This is a genomic window from Streptomyces flavochromogenes (genome assembly GCF_000717595.1).
In the GTDB taxonomy this organism is placed as follows: domain Bacteria; phylum Actinomycetota; class Actinomycetes; order Streptomycetales; family Streptomycetaceae; genus Streptomyces; species Streptomyces flavochromogenes.
The window spans coordinates 1-17,608 of record NZ_JNZO01000041.1; the positions used below are offsets into that span (position 1 = coordinate 1).

The window sequence follows — 17,608 nt, forward strand, 5'->3', positions numbered from 1 at the left end:
ATGAACCAGAAGCGGTCCTGACCGGGCGTACCGAAGAGGTACAGGATCAGGTCCTGGTCCAGGGTGATGCGGCCGAAGTCCATGGCGACGGTCGTCGTCTTCTTGTCGCCGGTGTGCGTGAGGTCGTCGATGCCCGCGGACGCAGACGTCATGACGGCTTCGGTACGCAGCGGGTTGATCTCCGAGACGGCGCCGACGAACGTGGTCTTGCCCACGCCGAAGCCACCCGCCACCACGATCTTCGCGCTGGTGGTTGAACGGGCCGCGCCGCCGCTAGAGCTTGCGAAGTCCACTGAGCACCCTTTCGAGCAGTGTCACGTCTGGCTGACCGCCGGCGGCCTCGTCGCCGCCCGGCTGGTGGATGGCGACGAGCCCGGCCTCTGCCAGGTCGGCCACGAGGATTCGGGCGACGCCGAGGGGGATGGAGAGAAGAGCCGAGATCTCGGCGACCGACTTGATCTCGAAGCACAGCCGGCAGATCCGCTGGTGCTCGGGCAACTGCCCCTGCAGCCGGGACGGATCGGCCGTCGTGCTGACCAGCGCCTCGATGGCGAGCTGGTAGCGCGGCCGGGTCCGGCCGCCGGTCATCGCGTAGGGACGCACCAGCGGGTTGTGCGCGCCGCCCGAGCTGCTGGAGCCTGCGGCGGACGGAGCACGAGAGGAGCCCTGCGCACCCGCGGGCTGGGCGTGAGGCTGCCGGTAGGGCTGCGATACACCCTGTCTGCTCGGGGCGGAGGGAAAGTTGAACCGGTTCTGCGCGGTGTCGCCGAGCGGCGCCTGGTGCGCGTCATAACCGTTGTAGGGGCTTGAGCCCGGTGGTGTTCCCACGTCTCCTCCTCCGACTGCCTCGCGGTCCATGTCCCTTGAACCGCGCCACCGCACCTTACGGGGCGGTGGCGCGAAACGCACTGTCTGTCTGTTAGTTGAGAAGACTTCCCTGAAGCTCCGCCCGGAGGTCAGGAGTCAGGACGGTGCCCGCGCGATCCACGAGCAGCGCCATCTCGTAGCCCACGAGACCGATGTCGGCCTCGGGGTGGGCGAGCACGGCCAGCGAGGAGCCGTCCGAGATCGACATGATGAAGAGGAAGCCGCGCTCCATCTCCACCACGGTCTGATTGACCGCACCACCCTCGAAGATCCGGGACGCGCCCGCGGTCAGCGAGGTCAGTCCGGAGGCGACGGCCGCCAGCTGGTCGGCGCGGTCCCGGGGGAAACCCTCGGACATCGCCAGCAGGAGTCCGTCGGCGGAGACCACCACCGTGTGCGACACCCCGGGGGTGTTGTCCACGAAGTTGGTGATCAACCAGTTCAGATTCTGCGCCGCCTGGCTCATGCTCACACTAACGCTCCTGGTTGTAGGTACTGCCCGGGCCGAGGCCCGATCCGTTCGTGTCCGTTCCCGCGCTGCGTCCCTGCTGGACGCCGCGGCGCAGGTTGCTCAACCTGCCCCGTACGTCCTCGGGTGCGCGGGAGACCTGGGGGCCGCCCTGCGGGGTCTGCTCCGCCGTGCCCTCGACCAGGTTGGCCTTCGGGACCCGGCGGGGGAGACCGGACGAGGTGACCCCGCCCGCCTTCGGGTCCTTGAGCTTCCCGGCCCGCTGCCAGCGCTCGTCGTTGGTCGAGCGCCATTCGTCGGTGGGGTCGGCGTCGTTCTGCTGCTGCGCCGGCTGCGCGGGCTTCGCCTGCTGCGGTGCCTGCTGCTGCGGCGCCTGCTGGGTCGGCGAGGCGACGCTGCCGCGGCGCGGCAGTCCGGCGTCGGTCAGCGCGTGACCGGCGTCCGGGGCGGCACTCGGGGTCGGACCCGGACGGTCGAAGCCTACGCGCTCGGGGGCCTGTTCGGGAGCGCTCGGAGCAGATTCCGATTCCGCTCCGAACGGCTGCTGGTAGCCGCCCTGGTAAGCGCTCTGATCCTGCCAGTCTCCCTGGTGGGACTGGGTATCGAACGCATTGCCGTACTGCTGGTGTTCGGTTCCCGGGGTCTCGTACGAAGCTTCCGCATAGCCCTGCTGCGGGTAGGCCTCGTAACCCTGCTGCTGGTACGCGTAACCGTCCTGCTGCTGCGGGAATCCGGCCTCGTACTCCTGGCCGTACCCCTGCGACTGCTGAGCCTGCTGCTGACCGTAGTCCTGCGCCGGGGCGTACTGCTCGGCCGGGTACTCCTGACCCTGCTGCTGCCCGTACTCCTGACCCTGGCCGTACTCCTGGCCCTGCTGCGCGTACTCCTGGCCCTGCTGACCGTACTCGTCCGGCTGCTCCGCCTCGTCGCGGAAGAGCGGCCGGTCGTCGCCCTGCGCCTGGGCCTCCAGGGCGGCTCGCCGCCCCTCGCGCTTCAGCGAGCGGTTGACCGGGTCGAGCTGACGCTCCTCCTCGGCCGGCTGCTCGTACCGGGAGTCGTCGAAGCCGAGATCGGCGGCGGTCAGCATCGGCTGCTGCTGCTGCGGGGCACTCTCGAAGGCGCTCGGCTGCTGCTGCTGCGGAATGATCTGCGAGACCGTGAAGTCGTCCTGGATCGGCTGCTCGCCACCGCCACCGTGCGTGATCGCGTCCGGCAGCATGACCAGCGAGGTCGTACCGGCCTGCTCGCCCGAGGGGCGCAGCTGGACCCGGATGCCGTGGCGGTCGGCGAGCCGGCCGACCACGAAGAGGCCCATGCGCTGCGAGACGGCCGCGTCCACGGTCGGCGGGTTGGCCAGCTTGTGGTTGATGTCCGCGAAGTCCTCGGCGGTGAGGCCGATGCCCTTGTCGTGGATCTCGACCATCACGCGGCCGTCGGGGAGACGGGTCGCGGTGACGCGGACCTTGGTCTGCGGGGAGGAGAACGTGGTGGCGTTCTCCAGGAGCTCGGCGAGCAGGTGCACGAGGTCGGTCACGGCCTGGCCGTGGATCTCGGCGTCCGGCACGCCCGCCAGCTCGATGCGCTCGTACTGCTCCACCTCGGAGGAGGCGGCGCGCATGACGTCGACCAGCGGGACCGGCTGGTCCCAGCGTCGGCCCGGCTCCTCGCCGGCGAGGACGAGGAGGTTCTCGCCGTTGCGGCGCATACGGGTCGCCAGGTGGTCCAGGCGGAAGAGGTTCTCCAGCTGGTCCGGGTCGGCCTCGTTGTTCTCCAGGTCGGTGATGAGGGTCAGCTGGCCCTCGATCAGCGACTGGTTGCGGCGCGAGAGGTTGGTGAAGATCGCGTTGACGTTGCCCCGGAGCATGGCCTGCTCGGCGGCGAGCCGGACGGCCTCGCGGTGGACCTGGTCGAAGGCGCGGGCGACCTCGCCGATCTCGTCCTGGGTGTCGATGGGGATCGGCTGCACGCGGGTGTCGACCCGGCCGGGTTCGGTACGGGACAGCTGGTCGACCAGCATCGGCAGACGCTGCTCGGCGATGCCGAAGGCGGCGGTGCGCAGCTGCTGCATCGCGCGGCTCATCTGGCGGGCCATCATTCCGGCGAGGATGAAGGCGGCGAGCAGGGCGATGACGACGATGCCGCCGTTGACCCAGGCGTCCGTCTTGGCCTCGTCGGAGATCTTGATCGCCTCGGCCACGGCCTTGTCGACCAGAGCCTTCTCGACCTCGGAGTAGCCCTCGAACTTGGCGGTGGCGACGGCCATCCAGGTCACGGGGGTGATGCCCTTGGACTTCAGGGCGGCGAGGGCCTCGGGGCTCTTGGCGGTGCCGATGGCGGAGGCGACGCCGGAGTAGACGGAGCCGTCCTTGCCCTTCGGCAGGTCGAGGCCCTCGGCCTGCATCTGCTTGGCACCCTCGGTGGCCTTGCCCGTCATGACCTTCTTCAGCAGCGCGACGTCCTCGGGCATACCACCGGAGGAGAACTCGCCGAGGGCGATCTGTTCCAGGTAGTTGTACGAGTTGAACGCCACGGACTGCTGGGCGAAGACGGCTTCGGCCCGGCTGGGCCGGACCAGGAGCTGGGTGCCTATGGAGCGCTGGAGGGACTCGGCGCCCTTGGCCAGCTGGATGGCGTAGACGCTGCGGCCGTAAGCCGTGACGTTGCCGGTGCCGAGACCGAGCTCGTTGGAGAACTCGGTGAGGTAGTGCTGGACGCCGGTGTACTGGAGCTGGGTGTTCACCGGGTCGAGGGAGCGGGTGTACGCGGCCTTGCGCAGCGCCTCGAGCTTGGGCTCCTCCTCGCGGAAGAGGTTCAGGCGGCGCTCCAGGCCCTGGCCCGAGGGCAGGTCCTTGGCAGCCTCGTCGAACTTCACCTTGGCGGCGTCGGTCGCGGCGTACGCCTTCGTGACCTCGTCGCTCTTGCGGTCCTCGGGGGTCTTCACCGCCAGCAGGGGAGCCGCGGTGAGGTCACGCTCGTTGAGGAGGGCGGTGCTGTACTCCGAGGCGGCGCGCACGATGAGCGCCGTCTTCTCGGCGTCCTGCGCCTCCTGCCAGGTGTCGATCGATCCCTTGACCTGGAAGCCGCCCATGACGAGGCCGACCAGCACGGGTATGCAGAGGATCGCGTTCAGCCTGGTGGGCACCCGCCAGTTGCGGGGCGAGAGCTTGCTGGAGCTGCCCGGGGCGGCGGCCACGGTGGGCTGCGTCACGGGCACGTCCGCGGGCGACATCGCCGTGCGCGACGGCGGGGTGAAGTTGCCCCGTGTCTCCTGCTCCGCGGAGCTTTCCTTGCTGCGCCTCACTCGACCAACAACCTCTCGGCGTCGGCACCTACGTTGTGCCGGTGTTTCGTTCAGGGCCGTACTACTCGGGAGTTCATGAATTGCAGCACGTGAAGGGGGTCGGTTCCAAACAGTGGGATGCGGCCGGTTTCACGGGCCTACGCCACGTATAAAACGGGCATAAAGAGCGAGCCCCGCCAAAAGACGGGGCTCAGGTGAGCGCAGCGACACCGATCGGATGCGTCGGGTGTCCGGGGCGCCCCAATTCTCTGTCGAAATGTTATGAACGCGCGGGCGGCCGTGTCGAACGACACAGACCGCCCCTGGCGGCGGCATATGACAACCGCTCCGGTCGTCCGACTACTTCAGCCGGGCCATCAGAGCGTGCTCGACAAGGGTGATGAGCGCGCTCTTGGCGTCGGCGCGGTGCCGGGCGTCGGTGGTGATGATGGGGGTGCCGGGGCCGATCTGGAGGGCCTCGCGGACCTCCTCGGGCTGGTACGGCTGGGCGCCGTCGAAGCCGTTGAGGGCGATGACGAACGGCAGGCCGCTGTTCTCGCGCACCGCCGCTAGAGCTTGCGAAGTCCACTGAGCACCCTTTCGAGCAGAGTCACGTCCGGCGTGCCGCCGGTCTCTCCGTTGCCCGGCTGGTGGATGGCCACCATGCCGGCCTCCGCCAGGTCGGCGACGAGGATGCGGGCGACACCGAGAGGCATCGACAGCAGCGCCGACACCTCGGCCACCGACTTGACCTCACGGCACAGGTGGCAGATCCGCTGGTGCTCCGGGAGGAGAGTGGCGAGGTGCGCCGGGTCGGCCGTGGTGCTGACCAGTGCCTCGATGGCGAGCTGGTAGCGCGGCCGGGTCCGGCCGCCGGTCATCGCGTACGGACGCACCAGCGGCTGGTCGCCCTCATGTCCGTACTCGTCGACTGAATTGCCGTACGGATCGTGAGAGGCGGGGGGCGGGGTCATGAATCCTCCGGGCGTGACAGCAAACCTTCTGCCGTCTGATGGGGCCGGTGGGGGGCCGGGTGGGGCGGCCGGACGGATAACGGTGCCAGGGCGGTACGGAGGGGCGTACCGCCCTGTCGGTCGGTGGTGCGGTGAGGTTTTCCCTGAAGCAGCCGGCTAGTGGAGCAGGCTGCCCTGGAGCTCCGCGCGGAGATCCGGGGTGAGGACGCTGCCGGCCCGGTCGACCAGCAGCGTCATCTCGTAGCCGACGAGGCCGATGTCGCACTCGGGGTGCGCGAGCACGGCCAGCGAGGAACCGTCGGAGACCGACATGAGGAAGAGGAAGCCACGCTCCATCTCCACCACGGTCTGGGCGACGGGGCCCCCCTCGAAGATCCGGGACGCACCCGCGGTCAGCGAGGTCAGTCCGGACGCGACCGCCGCCAGCTGGTCGGCACGGTCGCGGGGGAATCCTTCGGACATGGCCAGCAGGAGTCCGTCGGCGGAGACCACCACCGTGTGGGACACCCCAGGGGTGTTGTCCACGAAGTTGGTGATCAACCAGTTCAGATTCTGCGCCGCCTGGCTCATCGCGTTCAACTAACGCTCCTGCTGATGGTTCGGACCGAGGTGGTGATTACCCGTGGTCGAGTTACCTGCCTGACGGCCCTGCTGGATACCGCGGCGCAGATTGGTCAGCCGGCCGCGGACGTCGTCGGGTGCACGCGAGACCTGGGGGCCGGCCGTGTGGGCCTGCTCCTGTGCGGTCCCGGGTACGAGGTTGGCCTTCGGCACACGCCGGGGAAGACCAGAGGTGGTGACACCGCCGGCCGCGGGCTTGCGCACCCGCTCGGCCTGGCGCACCAGCTCGTCGTTGGGCGAGGTCCGCCAGGCGGCCCCGCCGTTCTGGCGACCGTCGGCCGGGTCACCGGCCGGACGCTGCGCCGGGGCGGACGGCTGCGGCGCGACCGGGGTCTGCGCCTGCTGCTGTGCCTGCTGCTGGGCCTGCTCCTGGTGGAACCAGTTGGTCTCCAGCGTGTCGTACAGCGGCGTACGGCCGTCGCCCGTGCCCGCCGGCGGCAGCGCCTCCGGACGGCGCGGCTGCTGGAGCTGCGGCTGCTGGCCCTGCGGCTGGCCCTGCTGCGGCTGGACCGGCTCCGGGCGCGGGGCGCCGAAGTCGCCGCTGCCACCGCCGGTGCGCTGACGCGGGGCCGGCGGCTGCGGGGCCTGCTGCTGCGCCTGCGGCACGTAGGGCTGCCGGCCGAACTGCTGCTGCTGGCCGCCCTGGTAGCCCTGCTGCTGGGCCTGCTGCGGGCTGTTGAAGTCGGGCCGCGCGAACTGGCCGGTGGAGCCGGGGCCCTGCGGGGCACCGAAGTCGGGGCGCGGGAACTGCGCCGTCGACGCCGGGTCCTGGACACCGCCCTGGTACACCTGCGGGGCCTGCTGCTGCGGGGCCTGCTGAGGGCGGCCCTGCGACTGCTGGGGCGCACCGAAGTCCGGGCGCGGGAACTGGCCCGTGGAACCGGGTCCCTGGGGCGCCGGGGCCGCGAACGAGCCGGTCGTCTCCGGGTCCTCGTGACCGCGCGGGGCGTCCAGCGGGGACATCTCCTGCTGCGGGCGGCGGACCGGCTGCTGGGCCTGGTCGTTGCCCCAGCTAGCCCCCTGCGGGCGCTGCTGCTGGGGGTTGCCCCCCGGCAGCTCGGCGCGCGGGAACTCGTATCCACCGGTCTGCTGGGCACCCTGGCCCTGGCCCTGCGGTGCGTGCTGCGGGGCGCCGGGTCCGGCCTGCGGGGCGCCCTGGCTGCCCCAGACGTCCGTACGGGACGGGATGGCGCTCGCGGCGCCGCCGATGAGACCGCCGCCACCGGGGCCCGGCCGCAGCGGATCGCCGCTCTGCGGGGCCTGGGGGGCCTGCGGAGGCTGCGGCAGCTGACCGGTCCGGTCGAGCGACGCGTTCTGCGGCTGCGGGGTACGGGACTGCGGGGCGCCCTGCGGGCCACCGGAGAGCGGCGCACCGTCACGGGCGGGCAGCGCGGCCCGGGGACCGCTCGTGCCGACCTGACCGCGCGGCGCACCGGTGCCCAGGCGGCCGGCCGCCGAGGACGGCGCACCGCCCTGGCCCGGACGTCCGCCGGGGCCGCCGGCCGCGCCGGGACCGGCGGGAAGCCGGCCGCCCGGGGCGGAGGCACCCGGCGGCATCGCGCCCTGGCCACCGGCACCCGGCTTGGGCATCGGCTTCTTGCCGCCCTGGGCGACGTCGACGGGCAGCATGACGAGCGCGGTGGTGCCGCCCGAGTCGGAGGGGCGCAGCTGGATGCGGATGCCGTGTCGCAGGGACAGGCGGCCGACCACGAAGAGACCCATGCGGCGGGAGACGGAGACGTCCACGGTGGGCGGCGAGGCGAGCCGCTCGTTGATCGCGGCGAGGTCCTCGGGGGAGAGGCCGATGCCGGTGTCGTGGATCTCGACGAGCACACGGCCGTCGGGCAGTGCGTGACCGGTGACCCGGACCTTCGTCTGCGGCGAGGAGAACGAGGTGGCGTTCTCGAGCAGCTCGGCGAGGAGGTGGACGAGGTCGTTGACGACCCGGCCGGCGACCTCGGTCGCGGGGACCGAGGCGAGTTCGATGCGCTCGTACTGCTCCACCTCGGAGGCGGCGGCGCGGAGCACGTCGACCAGCGGGACCGGGCGGGTCCAGCGGCGGCCGGGCTCCTCACCGGCGAGGACGAGGAGGTTCTCACCGTTACGGCGCATACGCGTCGCGAGGTGGTCGAGCTTGAAGAGCGAGGACAGCTGGTCCGGGTCGGCCTCGCGCGACTCCAGCTCGGAGATGAGCGAGAGCTGACGCTGGATGAGGCCCTGGGAACGGCGCGAGAGGTTGGTGAACATCGCGTTGACGTTGCCCCGGAGGAGGGCCTGCTCGGCGGCGAGACGGACTGCCTCGCGGTGCACGTCGTCGAAGGCCGCGGCCACCTGGCCGATCTCGTCCCGGGAGTGCACACCGACGGACTCGACGGAGGTGTCGACGTCCTGCGGGTCGGACTCGGAGAGCTGCTTGACGAGCTCGGGCAGGCGTTCCTGGGCGACCTTGGTCGCGGTGTCCTGGAGCCGGCGCAGCGAGCGGATCATGGACCGGGCCACGACGAAGGCACCGATGAGCGAGACGCCGAGGACGAGGAGGATCAGCGCACCGTTGACGATGGCGTCCCGCTGCGACTCCTGGCGGAGCTCACGGGCCAGGCTCTCCATGTCGCCGAGCAGACCGCGCTCGATGCGGTTCATGGTGGCGATCTTGGTGCCGTACTCGTCGGTGAAGTTGAGGTGGCCGCGCTTGGGGCCGCTCTTCATGGCGTTGTCCATGTTGAGGACACGCTCGGCGTACTTCTCGGCGGCGGTGATCGACGGGTTGCCGCTGTTCAGGGACGCGAGTCGCTCGGTGGCGTCGCCACCGGTCGACTCGTAGATCGCCTGGAAGGACTGGAGCTCGCGGCCCTCGGAGTTGAGCGCGGCCTCGGCGTAGAGGCGGTCACCCTGCTGGATGTCGCCGGAGGTCCGGTCGCTCGGCGGCAGCGCCGCGGCGATGATCGCCTGCTGGATGGAGGCGTACTCCTTGGCGGACGAGAACGCGGCGAGCGCACGGGTCCGCTTGATCATCTCGGGGTTGCTGGTCGCCTGCGCCATGTCCTGCGAGAGGCTGAGCAGCGAGCGGATGAGACGGCTGTACGCCTCGACCGTCACCGAGTGGGAGACGTCCTTCTCGTAGGCGTTGCTCCGGATCGTGTGCAGACCGCTGACCTGCGAGGCGATCTGGTTGACGTTCTGCCGGATGCTGCGCAGCGCCTCGTCGCCCTCGGTGGCCGGGATGGCCTCCGTGGCCTGCAGGAAGGCCTTGTACTCCAGGTCCGTCTTCCGGCGCGGGTTGGCGACCTGGTAGTCGCTGACCGGGCGGCTGTTGGAGAGCGGACCCGCGGAGAGGTCACGCTCGGACTGGAGGGCCTGCGCGAGGTCGGTGGCCTCTCGGGTCAGCTTGGTCAGCAGCTGCATGTGGTCGAGCTGCTCCATGTCCTGGAGCGACTCGCTGATGCGGATGCCGCCCAGGGTGGTCGCGGCGACCACGGGGAGGGTGAGGAGCGCGACCAGGCGCGTGGAGATGCGCCAGTTGCGCAGGGCTATTCGAGGACCGACCTCGTTCTCGGCCCGGACCTTGGGGGGTGCGTCGGACGGCGCGTCGGACGCGGCCGCGGCGCTCGTGCGCCTGCCGCCGTCACCGCCCTCGCCGGACGGACCCTGACCCTGGTTCGGGGTGTGCGAGGCCGAGGGACCGCGGTCGGTCCCGGCACGCGGTTCCTGCTCCGCCGGAGCATCCGCTCGGCCCTGACGGGCCTGGGGAGACCCCGAGCCATCCCTCTTGAAACGTCCCTGCACTAGCGTCGCAACCTCTGGACCAGGCGTCCTTCCGGATGAACGGAGAGGACGGTGTCGGCGTCAATCGGGGTGCGTGGAGGGCACCCCAGGTGGTCGTCGGTGACCGGCGCAGTTCCCCCTTCCCCGCCACTAGGCCGGCGCTGCGTTGCGCCCCCTGCGCGCCGGCTTGAAACCCGCGGCGGTGCGTGGAATTCCAGCACAGTGCCGGACCTCCAACAAGGGCCGCGTGTCGCGCCGGGAGGGTCATGACAACCCGTGCGCACAGCGTCACCCCATGTAGAAGATGATCACGGAGGATTCGGACTTTTCCTCTCCAATGGCTGCGCGTACCCGTGTGTCCCAGTCGCCATGATCAGGAGCGGAATAGAGCATTCAGTGGCGGAATGTCCCTTTCCGTGGCGACAGGCGACGGTCCGTAATGCCCGGAATATGTCGCCCTTGGTGAGCAAACTCACACGATGATCGATGTCTTAGCCATGCATTCGAAGGGAATCGCATGTTTAGCCTGACGCTTTACACCCCCTCGCGCCCGAACGCGGCGCCCGTTCCGGAACAAGGTCAGATCACCGCGATGAAGACGACGACGCCCGGCACCACGGCCAACCCCCGCCGTTCCACCCTCGTCCACCTCTCGGACGCCGCAGAGCTCGGCCGGGTCGCCCTGCCCGAGTACGCGGTCGAGCTGCCGGCGAAGACGGCCAACCCGCGCCGCACCGTCCTCATGCAGCCCCCGGCCCCGTACCAGCCCCAGCCCTACGCCTCCGCGTCCCGCTGACGCCACCCCCGGAGCCACCCGCGTCAGCACCCGGGGACCCGCCCGCCCTCCCGGTCATCGACCCGGTGACATCGCCGGTCCGCCGCCCCGCGCCGCGTTAGCCTGGAGCGTCAGACTCCAGCCAGCACCAAGTGAGGGGCGACAGCACTCGTGCGCATCGCCAGATTCTCCATCGACGGCAATGTGGCCTTCGGCGCCGTCGAGGGCGAGGGAACCGTCGAGTCCGGCGGCCTCGTCCTCGACATCATCAAGGGCATCCCGTACACCGACTTCGAGCTCAGCGGCACCAAGGTCCCGCTGAGCAAGGTACGGCTCCTGCCGCCGGTGCTCCCCAACAAGATCGTGGCCATCGGCCGCAACTACGCGGAGCACGCCGCCGAACTCGGCAACGAGGTCCCCGACGTCCCCGTCGCCTTCTTCAAGCCCACCACCTCGGTGATCGGCCCCGGCGACGCCATCGAGTACCCCTCCTTCTCCAACGAGCTGCACCACGAGGCCGAACTGGCCGTGGTCATCGGCCGTATGTGCCGCGAGGTGCCCCGTGAGCGCGTGAAGGACGTCGTCTTCGGCTACACCTGCGCCAATGACGTCACCGCCCGCGACGCCCAGCAGCGCGAGAAGCAGTGGGCCCGTGCCAAGGGCTTCGACACCTCCTGCCCGCTGGGACCCTGGGTCGAGACGGACCTGAGCATCGCTGACGCGAGCGACCTGACCATCCAGGCCACGGTCAACGGCGAACAGCGCCAGCTGGGTCGGACGAGCGACATGATCCGCTCCATCGAGGACCTGGTCGTCCACATCACCGAGGCCATGACGCTGCTCCCCGGAGACGTCATCCTCACCGGCACCCCCGCCGGGGTCGGCCCCCTCAACGTCGGCGACGAGGTCGCCGTCACCATCGAAGGCATCGGCACTCTCACCAATAGGGTGATCAAGCGTGGCTAACGCGAACATCCGCGTCCGTTTCTGTCCCTCGCCGACCGGCAACCCCCACGTGGGTCTGGTCCGCACCGCTCTCTTCAACTGGGCCTTCGCCCGGCACAACGAGGGCACCATGGTCTTCCGCATCGAGGACACCGACGCTGCGCGCGACTCCGAGGAGTCGTACGACCAGCTGCTCGACTCGCTGCGCTGGCTCGGCCTCGACTGGGACGAGGGCCCGGAGATCGGCGGCCCGCACGCGCCGTACCGCCAGTCGCAGCGGATGGACATCTACAAGGACGTCGCCGACAAGCTGCTCGCCGGCGGATACGCGTACCACTGCTTCTGCACCGCCGTGGAGCTGGAAGCCCGTCGTGACGCCGCTCGCCTGGCCGGCAAGCCGTCCGGCTACGACGGCACCTGCCGCAACCTGAGCGCCGAGCGCATCGAGCGCTACCGCGCCGAGGGCCGCGACTCCATCGTCCGCTTCCGGATGCCCGACGAGCCGATCACCTTCACGGACCTGGTCCGCGGCGAGCTCACCTTCACCCCGGACAACGTCCCGGACTACGGCATCGTGCGCGCCAACGGCGCCCCGCTGTACACGCTGGTGAACCCGGTCGACGACGCCCTGATGGAGATCACCCACGTCCTGCGCGGTGAGGACCTGCTGTCCTCCACCCCGCGGCAGATCGCGCTCTACAAGGCGCTGATCGAGCTGGGCGTCGCCAAGGAGATCCCGTCCTTCGGCCACCTGCCGTACGTGATGGGCGAGGGCAACAAGAAGCTCTCCAAGCGCGACCCCGAGGCCTCCCTCAACCTCTACCGGGAGCGCGGCTTCCTCCGCGAGGGCCTGCTGAACTACCTGTCGCTCCTCGGCTGGTCGTTCTCGGCGGACCAGGACATCTTCACCATCGAGCAGATGGTGTCGAAGTTCGACATCGCCGACGTCAACGCCAACCCGGCGCGCTTCGACCTCAAGAAGGCCGAGTCGATCAACGCCGACCACATCCGCCTGCTGGACGTGAAGGCGTTCGCCGAGGCCTGCGAGCCCTGGCTGCGGGCCCCCTTCGCCAACTGGGCGCCCGAGGACTTCGACCGGACCGCCTGGGAGGCCATCGCGCCGCACGCCCAGACCCGCGTCACCGTCCTCTCGGACATCACGGCCAACGTGGACTTCCTCTTCCTGTCGGAGCCGGTCTTCGACCAGCCCTCGTGGGACAAGGCGATGAAGGGCGAGCCCGCGGCCCTCCTCACCACCGCCCGCGAGAAGCTCGAAGGCGCCGACTGGAGCGACCCCGAGTCCCTCAAGAACGCCGTGCTGGCCGCCGGCGAGGCCCACGGCCTCAAGCTGGGCAAGGCGCAGGCCCCGGTCCGCGTGGCCGTCACCGGCCGCACGGTCGGCCTGCCCCTCTTCGAGTCCCTGGAGATCCTGGGCAAGGAGAAGACCCTGACCCGCATCGACGCGGCTCTGGCGAAGCTCGCCGCCTGACCCCTCCCGCGCGGTACGGTCGGGCCATGACCATCCGCGCGGTGCTGTGGGACGTCGACGACACGATCTTCGACTACGCCCGCGCCGACCACGTCGGCATGAGCGCGCACCTGACGGCCGAGGGCCTGGTGGACGGATACGCATCCGTCGACCAGGCCCTCCGTCGCTGGCGGGAGCTGACCGTGCTCCACTGGCGCCGTTTCGAGGCCGGCGGGGTCGATTTCCAGGAGCAGCGGCGGGAGCGCGTCCGGGACTTCCTGGCGGAGCCCGGCATGACCGCCGCGGAGGCCGACGGCTGGTTCGAGCGGTACGTCTCCCACTACGAGGCGGCCTGGGAACTCTTCCCCGACGCCCTCCCTGTCCTGGACCTGCTGGCCGATGACTATCGTCACGGGATTCTGTCCAACTCCAGCCTCCACAACCAGGACCGGAAGCTCCGGGTCCTCGGCGTACGCGACCGCTTCGAGGCCGTCCTGTGCGCGGCGGAGCTCGGGGTGGCCAAGCCGGCCGCCGAGGCCTTCCACGCCGCCTGTACCGCCCTTGACCTGCGCCCGAGCGAGGTGGCGTACGTGGGGGACCAGCCGGACATCGACGCCAGGGGCGCCGTGGAGGCGGGGCTGCGGGGCATCTGGCTGGACCGCGCGGACACCGGCGGCCGCCCCGAGCTGAAGCGGATCACAAGCCTCCGCGAGCTTCCGGCCCTGCTCGGAGGGCATACCCGTTTTGGAGCACCGTCCACCTTCGGGTAATGTTCTTCCTGCGCCGAGGGGAACAAGCCGAAAGGCAAGAACCCGGAAAGCGCAAGCCGAGCAAGATCCTCCCTGGTGGGGAAGTTGCCCCGGTGGCCTATGGTGTAATTGGCAGCACGACGGTTTCTGGTTCCGTTAGTCTTGGTTCGAGTCCAGGTAGGCCAGCTCGCAGAGCTTTATCTGCAACCCGTGGATGGCATCCACAAAGCCCCCGTTGTGTAGCGGCCTAGCACGCCGCCCTCTCAAGGCGGTAGCGCCGGTTCGAATCCGGTCGGGGGTACAGATCCATCCTGTAGGTCACTTGGGTAGCTCCCGGTGGATCTACGGTGACATCACCCGGTCTCGACCGGGTGGGATCGCTAGGGCCCCCGTTGTGTAGCGGCCTAGCACGCCGCCCTCTCAAGGCGGTAGCGCCGGTTCGAATCCGGTCGGGGGTACGGTGTAACCACCATGGCCTATGGTGTAATTGGCAACACTACGGTTTCTGGTACCGTCATTCTTGGTTCGAGTCCAGGTAGGCCAGCTCGCAGAGCTCATCTGCACCGCGGATCTGATCCGCAAGGCCCCCGTTGTGTAGCGGCCTAGCACGCCGCCCTCTCAAGGCGGTAGCGCCGGTTCGAATCCGGTCGGGGGTACAGAACGAGGAAGCCCTTCCCTTCGGGGGAGGGCTTCTTCGCTGTCCGGTGCCGTACGCAGGGACAACTCCGGCCCACCGCTGCGGCGTTGGAGCGGTGGGCCGGGACGAACAGAAGGCGGGCGGGAAGGTCAGCCGGTACGGCGGAGCGCCTCGGAGAGACGGGCCGCGGCGTCGATGACGGCCTGGGCGTGCATACGGCCCGGGTGGCGCGTCAGGCGTTCGATCGGACCGGAGACCGAGACGGCGGCCACCACGCGGTTCGACGGGCCGCGTACGGGCGCGGAGACGGACGCGACGCCCGGCTCCCGCTCACCGATCGACTGGGCCCAGCCGCGGCGCCGTACGCCCGACAGGGCCGTCGCCGTGAAGCGGGCGCCCTGGAGGCCGCGGTGCAGCCGCTCGGGCTCCTCCCAGGCCATCAGGATCTGCGCCGAGGAGCCGGCCTTCATCGTCAGCGTCGAGCCGACCGGGACGGTGTCCCGCAGGCCCGAGAGCCGCTCGGCGGCCGCCACGCAGATGCGCATGTCGCCCTGCCGGCGGTAGAGCTGGGCGCTCTCGCCGGTGACATCGCGCAGATGCGTCAGAACCGGGCCCGCGGTCGCGAGCAGGCGGTCCTCGCCGGCCGCGGCGGCGAGCTCCGCGAGACGCGGTCCGAGGATGAACCGGCCCTGCATGTCACGCGCCACCATCCGGTGGTGTTCCAGTGCCACGGCCAGTCGGTGTGCCGTGGGTCGTGCGAGTCCCGTCGCCGCGACCAGTCCTGCGAGGGTGGCCGGACCGGACTCCAGGGCGCTCAGGACAAGGGCTGCCTTGTCGAGAACGCCTACGCCGCTAGAGTTGTCCATGCAACGATATTCGCGTCTCACTCTGTGAAACGCAAGTTCAATTTCCTGCGGAACTTGTCACTCTGGTGAGGCGGCCGCACAACGGCCCGCGAAACGGGTCTCTAGTTGTGCCGGCGTAGACGTCGGCCGGAGGGAAAGCGATGGGTAGGACACTCGCGGAGAAGGTCTGGGACGACCACGTCGTCCGGCGCGCCGAGGGCGAGCCCGACCTCCTCTTCATCGATCTGCACCTGCTGCACGAGGTGACCAGCCCCCAGGCCTTCGACGGCCTGCGCCAGAACGGCCGGCAGGTGCGGCGCCTCGACCTCACCATCGCCACCGAGGACCACAACACCCCGACCCTCGACATCGACAAGCCGATCGCCGACCCGGTCTCCCGCGCTCAGCTGGAGACCCTCCGGAAGAACTGTGCCGAGTTCGGCGTCCGCCTGCACCCGCTGGGCGACGTCGAGCAGGGCGTCGTCCACGTGGTGGGACCGCAGCTGGGTCTGACCCAGCCCGGCACCACCGTCGTCTGCGGCGACTCGCACACCTCCACGCACGGCGCCTTCGGCGCGCTGGCGTTCGGCATCGGCACCAGCCAGGTCGAGCACGTGCTCGCCACCCAGACGCTGCCGCTGGCCCGCCCCCGGACGATGGCCATCACGGTCGACGGCGAGCTGCCCGAGGACGTCACCGCGAAGGACCTGATCCTGGCGATCATCGCCAAGATCGGCACCGGCGGCGGCCAGGGCTACATCCTGGAGTACCGCGGCTCCGCCATCGAGAAGCTCTCGATGGAGGCCCGGATGACCATCTGCAACATGTCGATCGAGGCCGGCGCGCGCGCGGGCATGATCGCTCCCGACGAGACCACCTTCGCCTATCTGAAGGGCCGCGCCCACGCCCCCGAGGGCGAGGACTGGGACGCCGCCGTCGCGTACTGGAAGACCCTGAGGTCCGACGAGGACGCGGTATTCGACGCCGAGGTCGTCATCGACGCCGCCTCCCTGGCGCCGTTCGTCACCTGGGGCACCAACCCGGGCCAGGGCGCGCCGCTTTCGGCGAACGTCCCCGACCCGGCTTCGTACGAAGACGCTTCGGAGCGCCTGGCCGCCGAAAAGGCCCTGGAGTACATGGGGTTGACCGCCGGACAGCCGCTGCGCGACATCAAGGTCGACACCGTCTTCGTAGGCTCGTGCACCAACGGCCGCATCGAGGACCTGCGCAACGCCGCCGCCCTGCTGGAGGGCCGCAAGGTCGCCGACGGCGTCCGCATGCTGGTCGTTCCCGGCTCGGTGCGCGTCGCCCTGCAGGCCGTCGAGGAGGGCCTGGACAAGGTCTTCAAGGAGTCCGGCGCCGAATGGCGGCACGCGGGCTGCTCGATGTGTCTGGGCATGAACCCCGACCAACTGGCTCCCGGTGAGCGCTCCGCGTCCACCTCGAACCGCAACTTCGAGGGTCGGCAGGGCAAGGGCGGCCGGACCCACCTGGTCTCGCCCCAGGTCGCCGCCGCCACCGCCGTCCTGGGCCATCTGGCCTCCCCGGCCGATCTGTCCGACGTCGCCACCACCGCGGGGGTCTGAGGAACCATGGAAGCTTTCACCACGCACACCGGCCGGGCCGTCCCGCTGCGCCGCAGCAACGTCGACACCGACCAGATCATCCCGGCGCACTGGCTGAAGAAGGTCACCCGCGACGGCTTCGAGGACGGTCTCTTCGAGGCCTGGCGCAAGGACGAGCAGTTCGTGCTCAACCGCCCGGAGCGGCAGGGCGCCTCGGTCCTGGTCGCCGGCCCCGACTTCGGCACCGGCTCCTCCCGTGAGCACGCCGTCTGGGCGCTCCAGAACTACGGCTTCCAGACCGTGATCTCCTCCCGCTTCGCCGACATCTTCCGCGGCAACTCGCTGAAGAACGGCCTGCTCACGGTGGTCCTGCCGCAGGAGACGGTCGACGCGCTCTGGGAGCTGACCGAGGCCGACCCGACCGCCGAGGTCACCGTCGACCTGGAGCGTCGCAAGGTCCTGGCGGCCGGGATCGACGCCGACTTCGAGCTCGACGAGAACGCCCGCTGGCGGCTGCTGAACGGTCTCGACGACATCAGCCTCACCCTTCAGAACGAAGCCGACATCGCGGCGTACGAGACGTCACGACCGGCCTTCAAGCCCCGTACAATTACGGTCTGAGCAGCGCTTTTCCAAGACTGCGCCCCCCAC

General features: G+C 70.1%; 14 protein-coding genes, 5 tRNA genes and 1 pseudogene. 11 read left to right on the forward strand and 9 right to left on the reverse strand.

Translation table 11 applies throughout. The annotated features are described in order from the left end of the window. The 8 genes and pseudogenes from IF00_RS41820 to IF00_RS0136050 all read right to left on the reverse strand — a co-directional run. Positions 1 to 293: GTP-binding protein (locus tag IF00_RS41820; protein ID WP_037639913.1), on the reverse strand; the 293-nt coding region annotated here is incomplete at its 3' end. After that, positions 274 to 828, reverse strand: a complete 555-nt coding sequence (locus IF00_RS44325) for a DUF742 domain-containing protein (protein ID WP_030325544.1) — start codon at positions 826 to 828, stop codon at positions 274 to 276. The genes IF00_RS44325 and IF00_RS41820, both read right to left, overlap by 20 nt. A gap of 91 nt (positions 829 to 919) precedes the next feature. Further along, positions 920 to 1,333, reverse strand: coding sequence for a roadblock/LC7 domain-containing protein (locus tag IF00_RS0136025; RefSeq protein WP_026057603.1), 414 nt, complete (start codon positions 1,331 to 1,333; stop codon positions 920 to 922). Between the two features lie 7 nt (positions 1,334 to 1,340). Next, positions 1,341 to 4,637: a sensor histidine kinase gene (locus tag IF00_RS0136030; RefSeq protein ID WP_030325546.1), complete on the reverse strand. Its 3,297-nt coding sequence runs from the start codon at positions 4,635 to 4,637 to the stop codon at positions 1,341 to 1,343. A 339-nt stretch (positions 4,638 to 4,976) separates the two neighbouring features. Next, positions 4,977 to 5,174: pseudogene (locus IF00_RS0136035) on the reverse strand (ATP-binding protein); the annotation flags it as partial. Positions 5,175 to 5,185: 11 nt separating this feature from the next. Then, on the reverse strand, positions 5,186 to 5,590 hold the full coding sequence (locus IF00_RS0136040; RefSeq protein WP_030206207.1) for a DUF742 domain-containing protein: 405 nt from the start codon (positions 5,588 to 5,590) through the stop codon (positions 5,186 to 5,188). A 156-nt stretch (positions 5,591 to 5,746) separates the two neighbouring features. After that, positions 5,747 to 6,160 (reverse strand): roadblock/LC7 domain-containing protein, encoded by a 414-nt coding sequence (locus IF00_RS0136045; RefSeq protein ID WP_030325548.1) that lies wholly within the window; start codon positions 6,158 to 6,160, stop codon positions 5,747 to 5,749. 9 nt (positions 6,161 to 6,169) lie between these two features. Then, a complete protein-coding gene (locus tag IF00_RS0136050; RefSeq protein WP_030325550.1) occupies positions 6,170 to 9,994 on the reverse strand; it encodes a sensor histidine kinase in 3,825 nt (1,274 codons plus the stop codon). 571 nt (positions 9,995 to 10,565) lie between these two features. Here IF00_RS0136050 and IF00_RS0136055 point away from each other — a divergent pair. From IF00_RS0136055 to IF00_RS0136095, 9 genes are all read left to right on the forward strand, one after another. Next, positions 10,566 to 10,769 carry a hypothetical protein gene (locus tag IF00_RS0136055; RefSeq protein ID WP_030325552.1) on the forward strand — a complete coding sequence of 68 codons (204 nt, stop codon included), beginning with the start codon at positions 10,566 to 10,568 and terminating at the stop codon, positions 10,767 to 10,769. A 150-nt stretch (positions 10,770 to 10,919) separates the two neighbouring features. After that, positions 10,920 to 11,714 carry a fumarylacetoacetate hydrolase family protein gene (locus tag IF00_RS0136060; protein ID WP_030325554.1) on the forward strand — a complete coding sequence of 265 codons (795 nt, stop codon included), beginning with the start codon at positions 10,920 to 10,922 and terminating at the stop codon, positions 11,712 to 11,714. After that, positions 11,707 to 13,182, forward strand: a complete 1,476-nt coding sequence (gltX, locus tag IF00_RS0136065; protein WP_030325556.1) for a glutamate--tRNA ligase — start codon at positions 11,707 to 11,709, stop codon at positions 13,180 to 13,182. Before IF00_RS0136060 ends, gltX begins: the two co-directional genes overlap by 8 nt. Positions 13,183 to 13,208: 26 nt before the next feature. After that, positions 13,209 to 13,931, forward strand: coding sequence for an HAD family hydrolase (locus IF00_RS0136070; RefSeq protein WP_030325563.1), 723 nt, complete (start codon positions 13,209 to 13,211; stop codon positions 13,929 to 13,931). A gap of 93 nt (positions 13,932 to 14,024) precedes the next feature. Then, positions 14,025 to 14,096 (forward strand) — tRNA-Gln (locus IF00_RS0136075). Positions 14,097 to 14,138: 42 nt separating this feature from the next. Beyond that, positions 14,139 to 14,211: transfer RNA gene (locus IF00_RS0136080), tRNA-Glu, on the forward strand. Positions 14,212 to 14,295: 84 nt separating this feature from the next. After that, positions 14,296 to 14,368 (forward strand) — tRNA-Glu (locus IF00_RS0136085). A gap of 14 nt (positions 14,369 to 14,382) precedes the next feature. Beyond that, positions 14,383 to 14,454, forward strand: a tRNA-Gln gene (locus IF00_RS0136090). 39 nt (positions 14,455 to 14,493) lie between these two features. Further along, positions 14,494 to 14,566: transfer RNA gene (locus tag IF00_RS0136095), tRNA-Glu, on the forward strand. Positions 14,567 to 14,696: 130 nt separating this feature from the next. Here the strand turns inward: IF00_RS0136095 and ndgR are convergent. After that, entirely contained in the window at positions 14,697 to 15,413 is a 717-nt protein-coding gene (gene ndgR, locus IF00_RS0136100) for an IclR family transcriptional regulator NdgR (RefSeq protein ID WP_015036427.1), read from the reverse strand. Positions 15,414 to 15,553: 140 nt separating this feature from the next. On the opposite strand from ndgR, the gene leuC reads away from it, so the two are divergent. After that, complete coding sequence (leuC, locus tag IF00_RS0136105; RefSeq protein ID WP_030325565.1) at positions 15,554 to 16,978, forward strand: 3-isopropylmalate dehydratase large subunit; 1,425 nt, start codon at positions 15,554 to 15,556, stop codon at positions 16,976 to 16,978. A gap of 6 nt (positions 16,979 to 16,984) precedes the next feature. Then, positions 16,985 to 17,578, forward strand: a complete 594-nt coding sequence (leuD, locus tag IF00_RS0136110) for a 3-isopropylmalate dehydratase small subunit (protein WP_030325568.1) — start codon at positions 16,985 to 16,987, stop codon at positions 17,576 to 17,578. The last annotated feature ends 30 nt before the right edge of the window (positions 17,579 to 17,608 follow it).